Raw genomic sequence first — 13,639 nt, forward strand, 5'->3', positions numbered from 1 at the left:
TTGGCTAAACGAGGCAAATACTAATTTGTCTAAAGTAAGTTAACCCATCCTTAACCCTTGCCCTAATACACTGTGTGTAATGATGTAAATTAGGCACAGTTAAATGGTTTATTTTAAAAAGCGCTCAACGGTTTTGTTGCTTGCACTTAGCTGCACGCTTGCTGCGTGTAGTAGCCAGCCAAGCTATACAGGTAATAGCACCGAGCAATCGCTAAAGCAGCATGCAAATTGGCAATACACACAAGATGATGCAACCGAGGTAAGTTATATCACTGATTTAGTGAATATAGCGGGGCTTGATTCGCTTATTAACCAAGCCGTTGCAAATAACCCTTCATTTAACCAAGTGCATGTGGCGCTAAAACTTGCTTATGCGCAGCGCGATGTTACCGCAGCAAGCCAGTGGTTTAGTGTAGATGCCGATTTTGACGCTCAGCGCAACGAAACAACTGGCACACAGTACAGCTCATCGCTAGGGGTTAGCTGGGAAGCCGACGTATGGCAAAAAATTGCTGATAACGTAGCCGCGCAAGACATGACCATAGCCAGTAATCAGGCCACTTACCAAGGCGCTAAAGACACCTTAGTAGCCAGCGTGATGCGCACGTATTTAAACATTATTTTGCAGCAAGATTTACTTAACATAGAGCAGCAGCGTTTAACGGTTTTAGAAAATAACGAGCAAAGTATTGTTGAGCGTTACCAATACGGCTTAGGTGATTTAGAAGCCCTTGATACCGCGCGTACAAATACCGCCTCCACCCGAGCCACTATTGCCGATTATCAAGAACAAATAGCGCAAGCTAAACGTGCTTTAGTATTATTAGTGGGCGTTGATAAACTTGAAAACTTACCTACTACCTCTGTTTTACCTGAGGTTATTGAGCCGCTAAGCGCGCTACCAGAGCAAGATTTAGCGCGTCGCCCCGATTTACAAAGTGCCTATTACAATATTCAATCTAAACGTTATTTAGTGGATGTTGCTTACAAAGATTTACTGCCAAGCATTACGCTTTCGGCATCGCTTAGCGATTTAGCAACTACACCAAGCCAAGCATTATTAACCAGCCCAGTATGGAACTTATTAGGCAGTTTAAGTGCGCCATTGTTTCAAGGCGGGGCACTTCGTGCACAAGTTGATATTGCAAAATTAAATGCCGAACAAGCCTTTTGGGAATACCAAGACACGCTACTTAGCGCCGTAAACGAAGTAGAAAACGCACTAGGCCAAGAGCAATCATTAACACAGCAGCAGCTACAAATTAGTAAAGCACTTGCCAGTGCTAAGCGCAGTTATAGCAACTACCAAAGCAAATACCAGCAAGGTTTGGTTGATATTTTAGATTTACTAACCGTGCAGCAGCAGGTATACGACCTACAAGCTCAGCTAAGCCAAATAAATTACACCCTTTTAACTAACCGTATAGATTTAGGCCTTGCCTTGGGCCTTGGAGTATCGTCATGAAAATTTCGCCAGTACCTGTTGTTGTAACTCTTGTTGCCATTGTTTGTATAGGGCTTGCTATTTCATATAACGGCCAAAAAATGGCGCAGCAAGCAAATGGCCCAAAGCCAGAGCCAGCTAAATCTGTGGCACCCAATGTATCGGTTATAAATGCTGTGCCAAGTACGTATCAAGCCTATGTTAGCGGCCACGGTGAGGCTAAAGCACACTGGGCACTTAGCTTAAAAGCACAAGTTAAGGGCGAAATAACCAATATGAGCGAGCAATTTGCTACCGGTAATGTAGTTAAAAAGGGCCAAGTGCTTGCACAAATAGATAACACCGAATACTTACAAGCAGTCGCGAGCGCTAAAGCCACATTGGCAGATGCCAAACTTGCCCTACAAGAAGAGCAAGACTTAGGAAACCAAGCAAAGCGTGAATGGCAGCGCTCGGGCGTAACACAAGCGCCAAGCTCACCTTTAGTATTTAGAACGCTACAGCTAGAAGCCGCCCAAGCAACGGCTGATAACGCCCAATACGCACTACAAACTGCGCAGCGTGATGAAAAAAACACCCATATAAGTGCGCCGTTTGATGCTGTTATTTTATCGCGCGATGTAGATTTAGGCACTTACGTAAGCATTGGCGATACACTGGCTACATTAAATAGCACCGACAAAGTAGAAATTAGCGTACCGCTTTCATTAAGCCAATGGCAAAACCTGGCAAGCGATAAGTCGGGCGAGGTTATTTTAAATGATGTAACAACACAGAATCAGTGGCAAGGTTACATTGCTCGTTTTGAGCAGCATCTTGACGATAGCTCTCGCCAGCGCAGTGTAGTGGTTGCGCTAGACAAACCTTTTGAGCAAGCAACACCATTGCTACCAGGTACATTTTTAGCGGTACAAATTGCCGGTAAAGCGCTTAACAACGTAATTAAATTACCCGCCTCAGCAGTATCGCAAGAAGGCTTAATTTGGTACGTAAACGAGCAAAACACGTTAATGAGCATTCAAGCGCAAAAACTATTTGAGCGCGGCGATTACGTTTATATCTCTCCTATTGAAGGACACACTAATTTACGTGTGGTGGCTCGCCCACTCGTAAGCTACTTAAACGATATGTTAGTAAACCCAATTGTTGAGGAGATGCCATAATGAGCCCGCATCAAGCACCGCAATTACCTAATAATACTAACCCTTTGCACGGCATTATTAGCTGGTTTGCTAACAACTCAGTGGCCGCCAATTTATTACTCATTAGCGTAATAGTTATGGGCATAATGTCGCTTTCTACTTTGCGTAAAGAGGCGTTTCCAAGCCTTGAGCCAGATACTATTTCGGTATCGGTGGTTTACGACAGTGGCGATGCCTTACAAGCAGAAGAAGGCATCGCCCTAAAAGTAGAAGAGGCACTTGAAACCGTACCGGGTATTAAGCGTATTACCTCTACATCTGATGCCAGCGGCAGTCATGTAAGCATTGAGAAAAAAACCGATTACTCGCTTGATGAGCTACTCACCGATGTTAAAAACCAAGTTGATGCCATAAATAACTTTCCGGCAGATGCCGAAGAGCCGGTTATCGACAAAGCGCGTAGGCAAGATCACGCATTAACCTTACAATTGTTTGGTGATGCCGACCGCCATACGTTGCAAAACCTAGGTGAAAAACTAAAAGCCGATTTATTAGCTAAATCGGGCATTAGCGATGTAGAGCAATCGGGCGTGCTTGACCCTATGATGTCGGTAGAAATCGACGAAGGCAAACTACAAGCCTACGGTTTAACAATTAGCGATGTAAGCGAGGTGATTAACAACGAATCATCGAGCCCGCTTTCTACTAGCTTGCGCGATAGCAATAAAATAATGCGCCTAAAAGCGGCAGATCAAGCTTACTGGCAGCGCGACTTTGCCAATATTGTGTTACTTACAACGCAATCAGGCACACAAATTAAATTAGGTGATGTAGCAACCGTTACCGACACCTTCGCAGAAGATACCAACTCACTAAGTCGTTATAACCAACAAAATGCCGTAGGCATTGAAATTTTAATGGATGAAAATAGCGATATAACCACCATAGTTGAGCAAGCACAAAGCGTAATTGATACATGGCACGAGCGCGGCTTATTACCGCAAAATGTAGAGCTTGAAAGCTGGCACGACAAAAGCACCATGATCACCGAGCGCCTATCGCTGCTTACTAAAAATGCCGTAACCGGTATTATTATGGTGTTTGTTATTTTAGCGATATTTTTAAATGTACGCGTTGCACTATGGGTTGCAGGTGGCTTGCCATTTGTATTTTTTGGCACTCTGTACTTTATGACCGACAGCTACACCGCGCTGACCATAAATGAAATGACCACCTTTGGTTTTATTATGGCGCTGGGGATCGTGGTCGACGATGCCGTGGTTGTGGGGGAGAGTATTTACACCACTCGCAAAAAACACGGCGACACCCTTAATAACACAATTTTAGGCACCATGAAGGTGGCTGTACCCACCATATTTGGCGTATTAACCACGGTAGCTGCGTTTGTTGCGCTTTCGAATGTATCTGGCAATTTAGGTAAAATTTACTCACAGTTTGCGACCGTAGTGACGATTTGTTTACTGCTTTCGGTTGTTGAATCAAAACTTATTTTACCGTCGCATTTAGCCCACGTAAGCACTAAACGCCAGTTAAAGTCGGGCCTTAGTGGCTTGTGGTCAAAGGTGCAGCACGGCGCCGACAGCGGTCTAACTTGGTTTAGCGATAAAGTGTACCGCCGCGTTATTGAATACTCGTTACGATTTAGGTACGCCATTGTTGCTGCATTTGTGGCCTTTTTTATTCTGGTTGTTGGTATGCCTATGACCGGCGCAGTAAAAGTAGGTTTTTTCCCAAGTATTGCCGGCGATACCGTAACCGCTGAGCTTGTTATGCAAAACGATGCAGCGTATGGGCAAACTAATAAAAACTTGTTAGCGCTTGAGCAAAGTGCACTACAAGCCCAGCAAAATTTAATGGATAAGTTTGACTCGCAAGAAAGCGAAATAACGAGCTTACAATTAGTGAGCAGTAGCGATACTAGCGGTACGGTAAGTGTTGAGCTATTAAACGAGGGCGACTTTACAGCAAGCGAATTTGCACAAGAATGGCAGCGCCTTGCCGGTATGCCAGAGGGCAGCAAAAAACTACAAGTATTGGCTACACGTAAAATGGTTGATAACTTTAAAGTAGAATTAAAAGCCTGGGATGACGAAACCGTAATGGCCGCAGGCGCACTGTTTAAAGAGCGCTTACAAAATACCGCTGGTGTTAATGGCATAGACGATAATTTAAACCCAGGTCAGCCACAGCTTAAATTTAGCTTAAATGCACAAGGGCGCGCTTTAGGTATGGATACGGCGAGCCTATCAGAGCAGGTTTTACAAGCTTTTGGTGGAGCAATTGTACAGCGTTACCAGCGCGATAAAGACGAAGTAAAAGTACGTGTACGTTACCCAGAAAACGCCCGTAAAACACCAGCCGATATTATGCAATCGCGTATAAGGTTACCCGATGGCACCGTAGTACCTTTAGTTAACGTAGCCAATATAAGCAGCGAATATCAGCAAGATGAAATAACCCGCATTGATGGCTTACGGGCAATTTACTTAAGCGCACAAGTAGATAAAAACATTGTGGCATCTAACGAATTAGTTGCTAACTTAAGCCGCGATTTAGTACCTGAGCTTAACGCGCAATTTCCTAACTTAAGTATTCACTTTGCCGGAGAAGCCGAAGAGCAAGACGAAACAACAGGCTCAATGGCCACTATGTTTATAGCCGCGTTATTAGTTATTTACGTATTGCTGGCGATTCCGCTTAAATCGTACATTCAACCAGTATTGATTATGGTGGCGATTCCGTTTGGTATTGTGGGTGCTATTTTAGGCCATTGGTGGAACGACTTAACCATCAGCATACTTTCTTTAAATGGTATTTTGGCGCTCAGTGGGGTGGTTGTAAACGACAGCCTATTATTGGTATCGCGCTTTAACGAGCTGGTAAAAGATGAAGGCATGAGCACGCACGATGCCATTGTAGAGTCGTGCACAAGCCGCCTGCGCGCGGTAATGCTTACCTCAATTACAACCTATGCGGGCTTAGTGCCGTTATTAAGCGAAACCTCAATGCAGGCACAGTTTTTAATCCCTGCTGCGGCATCACTTGGTTATGGTATTTTGTTTGCCACGGTTATTACGTTAATCCTTATTCCGGCATTATTAATGATTCAAATAGACATTAAGCGCTTACTTGCCAATGTGTTAGACTTTTTAAGTGGTAAACGCACCCAAGGAGCTGCCTCTTAATGATAAACGTACTACTGGTTGAAGACGACATAGACCTGGCAACAACCATTGTTGATTACCTCGATATAGAAGACATTGAGTGTGACCATGCAAGTAACGGCGTTTTGGGCTTAAATTTACTGCAAGTTAATGATTATCAAATGATTATTTTAGATGTAAACATGCCCAAAATGGACGGCTTAACAATGTGCAAAACATTGCGTGAACAAGGTAAAGATATTCCGGTATTAATGTTGACCGCACGCGATAGCCTCGATAACAAACTAGAGGGCTTTGCCGCCGGTAGCGACGACTATTTAGTAAAACCCTTTGCCATGAAAGAGCTAGTAGCGCGGGTACAAGTGCTGGCAAAGCGCAAAAGTGGTGAGGCAAAACGCCTCACCTTAGCTAATTTAAATTTAGATTTAGCAAAGCGCAGTGCCGATGTAGAGGGGCAAACATTAAAGTTATCGCCCATTGCATTTAAATTGCTAGAAACCTTAGTACGCCATGCGCCGCAGCCTGTTACGCGCAGTGTAATTATGCAAGCTATATGGGGCGAAGAGCAGCCCGACAGCAACAGTTTAAAAGTGCATGTGCATCATTTACGTAAGCAATTAGAAGCCACCACACACCAAGTTACACTTGAGACCATTCCTAGTGTGGGCTTTGCAATAACAGCAAATGAAGGGCAACCACAATGAAAATAAGGCCTAGTTTAAGGCTCTACTTTTTTGCCAGTATGGTGGTGCTTAGCTCTGCTATGGCCATTGGCTTTTCGTTTTTAAGTGTAAATTACTTTATTGATGGGCTAGATAAAGGCTTAAACGGGGTTATGTTAAAGCTTTCGCAAACCACAGAAGTAAAGCCAGGGGAAACAAAAGAGCTGGTGGGCTTTAATATAGCAAGCCGCTGGGAAGACATGCCTGCGTCAATTCAGCAGCGTTTTAAAAAACCAACAGAGGTGGGGCTTTTACATAAAACAAAAGACAGGCCATCGATGTTTTCTATGCCGCAAAATTTATTTTTTGTGGTGTATTATCCAAGCCCCGAAGGCGAGCCGCGTTATATATCGCGTATTATGCTCGAAAAAGACAAACCACAATTGCTCGCTAATATAGAGCCCGAACAACGCATGCTATGGATTGCTATTACAGGCATTGCTGCCATTGTGTTATTTGCGTTTTTTTTGTTTATGGTAATGAAAAAAATAGCCAAGCCAGTGGAGACGTTAAGGGGCTGGGCTAAATCGTTAAACCAAACTAATCTGCAGCAAACACCGCCCGATTTTACATATAACGAACTAAACACTTTAGCCACATTAATACGCAGCAGCTTACTTTCGGCGAATGAAAGCGTAGAGCGTGAGCAGCGCTTTTTAAGCTATGCTAGCCACGAGCTGCGTACGCCAATTTCGGTTATTCGCAGTAACGTTGAGCTACTCAATCGGCTGAGCGAAAAAGCCCCGTTAAGTTATAAACAACAGCTTACACTTGAGCGTATAGGGCGCGCCGGTTTAACCATGAGCGATTTAACCGATACGTTATTATGGCTAAGCCGCAACGAAGATCAGCAAAGTTGTCCAGAACCTGTAAACCTTAGTGATAAAATAACAACCCTGAGTAACGAGCTTAAATACTTGCTTAATGCGAAGCACGTTGAGGTGGTTTTAAACACCCAACAAGAGAGCGTTATTACAACCGATGCTACTGCGTGCCAAATTGTACTGACTAATTTAATTCGTAATGCCTACCAACATACCCAATTTGGCCAAGTACACATTACGCAGCAAGGCAGTAAAGTGACTATTGTTAATTGTAGTAAGCAAGACGATGCCCCTAAAGCGAGCGAGCCCTCAGCAAAACACGCCAGCATAGGGTACGGACTAGGCCTGCAATTAAGCGAAAAAATAATAAAACGCCACGGCTGGGTTTACGATGTAAACGACATGCCAGGGCGCTATGAAGTGGTGGTCGATTTTAGTTAGTTATTTGGTTAATTAGGCTTGAAAGTATTGATAACCGCGCTAAAGCTTTTTTATAAAGGGTTAGTGCGGTTTTTTATGTGAAATTAAATATTTGATTAAATAGTATGCGATAGTAGAGTGTGAAACTGGGAATGGGAAATTGCTCTATAGTAATCAGGGCAATCCAGTACAAACTAGTTGCGATTATTGAATGTTTTATTTTAGGAAATGTATGCAGATACTTTTAGTTTTTATATTACTTTGCCCATTTTGGGTATGTAGTGCTGAAAACACATCGCTTGTTATTTCTGAAAATGTACTGAGCTCAGATGAAGCAAAAAAATTACACATTCATCGACTAGTTGATGGAAATAGTGAAAATTTGGACGATAGCAGGATAATACTAATGTACCCCGAAGTTGATCAGCAAGGCCAATCAATATCTGAGTTATGCATAAGTATTAATAGTGGTCGAAAGAAGTTAGCTTCGTTGTGTGCTGCTATAAACAAGTCTGAAATTAGCGGGTTTAATCGTTCTGATTTTGAAATAGGGGAAAGTGTTTCTGTTTCAGCTGATTTTACATATGGTGCGGCTAGTTATACTTTACAAAATGTTTTATTACTTGAAAGCGAAGACTATGAGTCATTCAAAGAGCGATATAACAAACGCGGCGACCCAGAGAATGATTAATAGTCATATATTTAGCAAACAATACAAAAAACGATACCAACATATTTAGTGTTAGATAACATGGAGTGTTTATTTTTATGTTCAAAATTATAATTATTTTAATATCAATTATTTCTTTTAATGCCTTGGCAGCAGAAGAAGTGAAACTTGGAGTTGTAGGGAACGTTGGGGCGGATGGCTTTTTTAGCCCAAAAGTAATGTCATTTATTATTGAAAACGTAAAGCCTAATTCACCCGCTGAAAAAGCAGGGATTGTTGCAGGGCAAAAAATTATTTCTATAGAAGGCTGTAAAATTCCGGGCTGCCCTGCCAGTAAAGCAAAAAAATTAATGCGCAAGGAGTCAGGAGATATCTTACAGTTAGTTTTAGAAAATGAGGATGGTAGCCAAGTTCCTTTAGAGGTTCCTATGAATGCTTGGTAAGCCTAATCAATTTTAAAATACCTAAATATCTCAAGCCTATAAAGCAGGGTTATTCCCAATGCGTGGGTTTGTGTAAATGAACTAGGCGCAGTAAATGTTGGCAACGTTAGCACTGCCAACATTAATCAACTCTATATTAATAAAAAGCGTAATTGACTTCTTTTACCTAAGTAAATTTACTAAAAAAGCATTTTTATCGAGCCCTGCAATGCCAATGATCATTGTGTTTAGTGCAGCTCTCTCTTGTCGGCTTGGCTTTTACGATAATAATGTTGGGAGAGTTGTGCTCAGTTACTAAGGCTGGAGTAACCACTTTAACGACTTTTTTATGTGGTTTATACGCACTGGGACCATGTTGATACACAGTGCAGCCACTCATGATCAATGCTATTGCTGCTACGCTGATAATTTTTAAAGATAAGTTCATAGGTATTTATCCTCTTTGGCTTTGTATAAGCTTAAGATAAACCTTTTTTTGTATAGTGCTGTAAGCAAACGTAAGGGTATTGTAAAGGTGGCTTAGAGGGCTTTTGAAGTCATAACTAATAAGTACATTGGTACTGCGTTTAATACGCTAATACCAATGCTTATATCAATTTTATTTATAATATTGAGTTTTGAACTTTGAGCTTGCAGCGCTGAGTGCAAGCTTATAAATCGCTGCGCCAGCCCATGCCCGACTCTTCCATAAGGCGCTCGTATACGCCTTCAATATTAAGTGGCAACCATGCTTGGTATTGCTTTAAATCTGAAAACTCATCGAGCTTAACGTTTTGTTTTATTTGCTCTAGGCTTTGCCCTGCAAGTGCGCCTGCGGTTACTTGGCTGTAAAGCTGCTCTATATAGCGTAAGTAACGTGCTACATCGGCTTTATTACCCATATCGGCATGGCCGCCCACAAAGGTATTAAAGTCGTATTTTAAAACCGCTTGGGTTGAATTAATCATACCTTGAATATCGTAGCTCCATAGTTTTTGCCATGGCATTCTGCCAATAACTATCCAGTCGACCACAAATAGTGTTTTTTGCTTTTCGAACAGCATACTTACCGAGCCTCGTCCATCATTAGGACCGTGGTAGTTAAGTTTTAAGGTTGAGCCGCCAAGGGTAAGTATTAGTTCGTCATCAAAGGTAAGATTAGGCATAACAGTTTTCATTTTTGTGTTTTTAATATCTTGCGCGGTAAATTTGTGCGCAACAAAGGTTGTGTTCGGGCTTTTAAATACCTCTGCGCCGTAAATATGGTCGCTGTGATTATGACTGTATACAACATATTTTACCGGTACGTTGTAGCGAGTTTTAATTTGCTCCTTTAACCAAGTAGCAGCTTTTTTATTAAGTGGGTCGGTAACTATTGCACCTTGTGGAGTGATTAAAAATACCGAGCGGTGTCTGTCGTCAATGAAGCGGTGGAGGCCATCGCCTAAATCTTCAATTTCGTAACTTTGAGCCATAAAACCAATAAGTAATAGGCTGGTAGCGATTAGTGTTTGTAATAAGCGAGACATGCACATTCCTGTTTAACGTTTTTTATAGGTTAGTTAAGTAAGAAAGTGCAAGTAAGGAATAAATTTCAGCTTTTATAGAAAAGGTAGCGGGCTAAAGGTAATTTAGCCCGCTATTTTTTTAACGAACTAGCTGATCGAGTAAATGTATTACTTGTTCACTGGCTGATTCCATTAAGTGTATGTGTTTAACAGCTTCGGCTTTTTTGCCTTGCTTAATTAGTTGTAGCGCTTGTACGCCGTTTTTGTGTACTTCACTGTGGGGCTTGTCTATTTGTTTAAATGCGCTTAGTGATTTGTATTCATTTGATTCGTCTGACTTGTACCATTTACCTAAGCGGCACATGGTGTGATCGGTAAAATCATCTATCGATTTATTAATTTTGCCATTGGCTACGGCGTACACTTCACCTTTCCATACAATATGATCTAACTTAACGGTTTGAATAAATGAGCGTATAGATGCCTGCGAAATGGTGTTTTTCATGCTGGTGCAAAAATCAATGATTGATGCGTAATCGCTATTCAGCGATGCAAAATTGCTAGTAAGTTGTGTGTTATTTTGTTGTATATCGTCGGCGGAAGTTACAGTTACTTCTGTTTTATCGATAATTTCTTTTACTAGGTCGGCAACCTCTTGAGCCGATTTATTTGTGTTAGTAGCGAGTACGCGTACTTCGTCGGCAACCACGCTAAAGCCTCGGCCAGCTTCACCTGCTCGGGCAGCCTCAATGGCGGCATTAAGTGCTAATAAATTTGTTTGATCCGATATTTTAGAAATGGTCGATACAAAGGTATTAATACTACCAGCAAGGCTTGAAAGGCCAGATATGTTTTCACTCATGCTACCCATTTTATGGGTCATAAGTTCCATCTCGCTGGCTATATGCATTAATGATTCGTTTGAGTTATTTAAAAGCTCATTTATTTTATAGCTAACTTGGCTCTCTTGCTCAATGGTTGAGTAAGACTCAAGCACCGTTTGGCGAACACCTTCAATTTGGCTTATGCAATCTATAGAGCTTGAAAGTAAGTTTTCGGTAAATTGTTCGTTATTTGTGGTTTGTGTAAAGCTTAGCTGTTGTTCTAAGTGTTTGTTTTCTTGTAATAGTAGTTCGTTATGCGCAGTTAACTCTTCAATTTGTTTTGCTAGCTCTTCGTTATAGTTTTTAGTTTCTAGGTACTTTTTACTTAAAACAAACATCAATAAATCCTACATTATTATGGGTATATTTTTATTATAGTTACATTTTGTACTTTACTAGAATTTTTAATAGTTATCTGATTTTTATAAAAATAATTTTATTAAATAAATTGGCGGCAAAAGTTAACTAACATAGCTATTTATACAAATAGCTATGTTATTTTTGGGTTTAGCGTTGAGTTATTTGTTGGTTTATTTCTTCAAAAATACCGGCATCGTCTATGGTTGAAGGTATTTGTAGTTCGTCGCCATCGACCAATTGGCGTAAATTTTTGCGTAATATTTTACCTGAACGAGTTTTTGGTAATCGCTCTACGCTTACTATCGTTTTAAGGCACGCTATAGCGCCTATTTGGTTGCGTACTGTTTGCACAAGCTCTTGCTCTACATCGGTAGGGGAGCCGGTAAAGTCGTTTTTAAGAACAATCATCGCCATAGGTAATTGCCCTTTTAGGTTATCGGTAACACCAAACACAGCGCATTCGGCAACGGCTGGGTGCGCCGCGACTATTTCTTCCATTTCGCCAGTTGAAAGCCTATGGCCTGCTACATTTATAACATCGTCTGTGCGGCCCATTATAAATAAGTAGCCGTCGCCATCTATGTAGCCACCATCGCCCGAAAGGTAGTAACCCGGGTACTCCGTTAGGTAACCTGTTTTAAAACGTGGTGTATTTTGCCAAATGGTTGGCATGCAACCTGGTGGCAACGGCAGTTTTATCACTACAGCACCTTGCTCGTTTGGCGCGCATTGCTCGCCATGCATATTTAGTATTTGCACATCAAACCCAGGGGTTGGCACCGTTGAGCTGCCTGGTTTTGTTACTAATTCTTCTATGCCTACAGGGTTACAAGCAATGGCCCAGCCGGTTTCGGTTTGCCACCAGTGATCGAGTATTGGTAGGTTGGTTTTTTCTTTTAGCCAGTTGTAAGTTGGCGGGTCTAGCCGCTCGCCCGCTAAAAATAAGCGTTTTAAACTACTGGTGTTGTATTGCTTAAAGCCCTCTGCGTTAGGGTCTTCTTTTTTTATAGCTCTAAATGCAGTTGGCGCGCTAAATAATGCATTTACCTTATACTCTTCAACCACTCGCCAAAATGCATTGGCGTCGGGAGTGCGTACAGGTTTGCCTTCAAATAAAATAGTGGTGCACCGGTACATTAGCGGCGCATACACTATGTATGAGTGTCCAACTACCCAGCCAATATCTGAAGCAGCCCAAAACACATCACCGGGCTGCATGCCGTAAACGGTTTCCATGCTGTAGTGCATAGCAACTGCGTGACCGCCGTTTTCGCGAACAACACCTTTAGGTGTGCCTGTGGTGCCAGAGGTATATAAAATATAAAGTGGGTCACTTGCATTAACGGCAACAGGCGCAACTTCTTTGGCGCTTTGCATTGCGTTGTCCCAATTAATATCGCGTGTAGGCGTTAATGGCGCAATTGCTTGCTCGCGCTGATAAATAACACAATGATCTACCTTGTGTGTGGCAAGGTCTAAAGCGTTATCTAGCAGTGGTTTGTATTCAATAATGCTATCTACCTCTACGCCACATGAAGCGCTCAGTACTAGCTTTGGTTTAGCATCATCAATGCGTACAGCTAATTCGTGGGCTGCAAATCCACCAAATACCACTGAATGAATTGCTCCTAAGCGGGCGCAGGCCAACATGCCTATTACAGCTTGGGGGATCATAGGCATGTAAATAACAACTCGGTCGCCTTTAGTAACGCCTAACGATTGCATTACACCTGCAAATTTAGCTACCTGCTGTTGTAGTTGTAAGTAACTATACGTTTGCTTGGTATTGGTTACGGGGGAGTCGTAAATGAGAGCTGTTTGTTCACCAAAGCCAGCAATTACATGCTGGTCGAGCGCTAAAAAGCTGCTATTTAATTGGCCACCGTCAAACCAGTGGTAAAGGCCGTCGTTGTCTTGTGTGTAGGCGTGTTCGGGTTTTTTGTACCAAGGTAGGCGCTTTGCTTGTTCGAGCCAAAACTGCTCTGGGCTTTGCTTAAAATTATTATAATGCTGTTTATATGGGCCTAACATAATTGGCTCCTAATACTAAATGTGTGT

The 13,639-nt window shown here is 42.0% G+C and carries 11 protein-coding genes; 8 read left to right on the top strand and 3 right to left on the bottom strand.

Going from position 1 to position 13,639, the window contains the following annotated elements:
• Positions 1-103 precede the first annotated feature (103 nt).
• From ATS74_RS01040 to ATS74_RS01075, 8 genes are all read left to right on the top strand, one after another.
• Positions 104-1,465 carry a TolC family protein gene (locus ATS74_RS01040; RefSeq protein ID WP_029772928.1) on the top strand — a complete coding sequence of 454 codons (1,362 nt, stop codon included), beginning with the start codon at positions 104-106 and terminating at the stop codon, positions 1,463-1,465.
• On the top strand, positions 1,462-2,607 hold the full coding sequence (locus ATS74_RS01045) for an efflux RND transporter periplasmic adaptor subunit (protein WP_058547095.1): 1,146 nt from the start codon (positions 1,462-1,464) through the stop codon (positions 2,605-2,607). Before ATS74_RS01040 ends, ATS74_RS01045 begins: the two co-directional genes overlap by 4 nt.
• The gene (locus tag ATS74_RS01050) at positions 2,607-5,792 is read left to right on the top strand and encodes an efflux RND transporter permease subunit (RefSeq protein WP_058547096.1); all 3,186 of its coding nucleotides are present in this window, start codon (positions 2,607-2,609) and stop codon (positions 5,790-5,792) included. The genes ATS74_RS01045 and ATS74_RS01050 overlap by 1 nt, the downstream gene beginning before the upstream one ends.
• Positions 5,792-6,475, top strand: coding sequence for a response regulator transcription factor (locus ATS74_RS01055; protein WP_058547097.1), 684 nt, complete (start codon positions 5,792-5,794; stop codon positions 6,473-6,475). The genes ATS74_RS01050 and ATS74_RS01055 overlap by 1 nt, the downstream gene beginning before the upstream one ends.
• Positions 6,472-7,758 carry a sensor histidine kinase gene (locus ATS74_RS01060; RefSeq protein WP_058547098.1) on the top strand — a complete coding sequence of 429 codons (1,287 nt, stop codon included), beginning with the start codon at positions 6,472-6,474 and terminating at the stop codon, positions 7,756-7,758. Before ATS74_RS01055 ends, ATS74_RS01060 begins: the two co-directional genes overlap by 4 nt.
• Positions 7,759-7,969: 211 nt before the next feature.
• The gene (locus ATS74_RS01065; RefSeq protein WP_058547099.1) at positions 7,970-8,428 is read left to right on the top strand and encodes a hypothetical protein; all 459 of its coding nucleotides are present in this window, start codon (positions 7,970-7,972) and stop codon (positions 8,426-8,428) included.
• A gap of 77 nt (positions 8,429-8,505) precedes the next feature.
• Positions 8,506-8,850, top strand: a complete 345-nt coding sequence (locus ATS74_RS01070; RefSeq protein WP_024033228.1) for a PDZ domain-containing protein — start codon at positions 8,506-8,508, stop codon at positions 8,848-8,850.
• Between the two features lie 94 nt (positions 8,851-8,944).
• Complete coding sequence (locus ATS74_RS01075; protein ID WP_058547100.1) at positions 8,945-9,148, top strand: hypothetical protein; 204 nt, start codon at positions 8,945-8,947, stop codon at positions 9,146-9,148.
• A gap of 352 nt (positions 9,149-9,500) precedes the next feature.
• On the opposite strand, the gene ATS74_RS01080 is transcribed toward ATS74_RS01075, so the two are convergent.
• From ATS74_RS01080 to ATS74_RS01090, 3 genes are all read right to left on the bottom strand, one after another.
• A complete protein-coding gene (locus ATS74_RS01080; RefSeq protein WP_058547101.1) occupies positions 9,501-10,358 on the bottom strand; it encodes an MBL fold metallo-hydrolase in 858 nt (285 codons plus the stop codon).
• A 118-nt stretch (positions 10,359-10,476) separates the two neighbouring features.
• The gene (locus ATS74_RS01085) at positions 10,477-11,559 is read right to left on the bottom strand and encodes a methyl-accepting chemotaxis protein (RefSeq protein ID WP_058547102.1); all 1,083 of its coding nucleotides are present in this window, start codon (positions 11,557-11,559) and stop codon (positions 10,477-10,479) included.
• 169 nt (positions 11,560-11,728) lie between these two features.
• Positions 11,729-13,612: a propionyl-CoA synthetase gene (locus tag ATS74_RS01090; protein ID WP_058547103.1), complete on the bottom strand. Its 1,884-nt coding sequence runs from the start codon at positions 13,610-13,612 to the stop codon at positions 11,729-11,731.
• Positions 13,613-13,639 lie beyond the last annotated feature (27 nt).

It is taken from the genome of Pseudoalteromonas sp. H103 (assembly GCF_001469205.1).
Lineage (GTDB): Bacteria > Pseudomonadota > Gammaproteobacteria > Enterobacterales > Alteromonadaceae > Pseudoalteromonas > Pseudoalteromonas carrageenovora.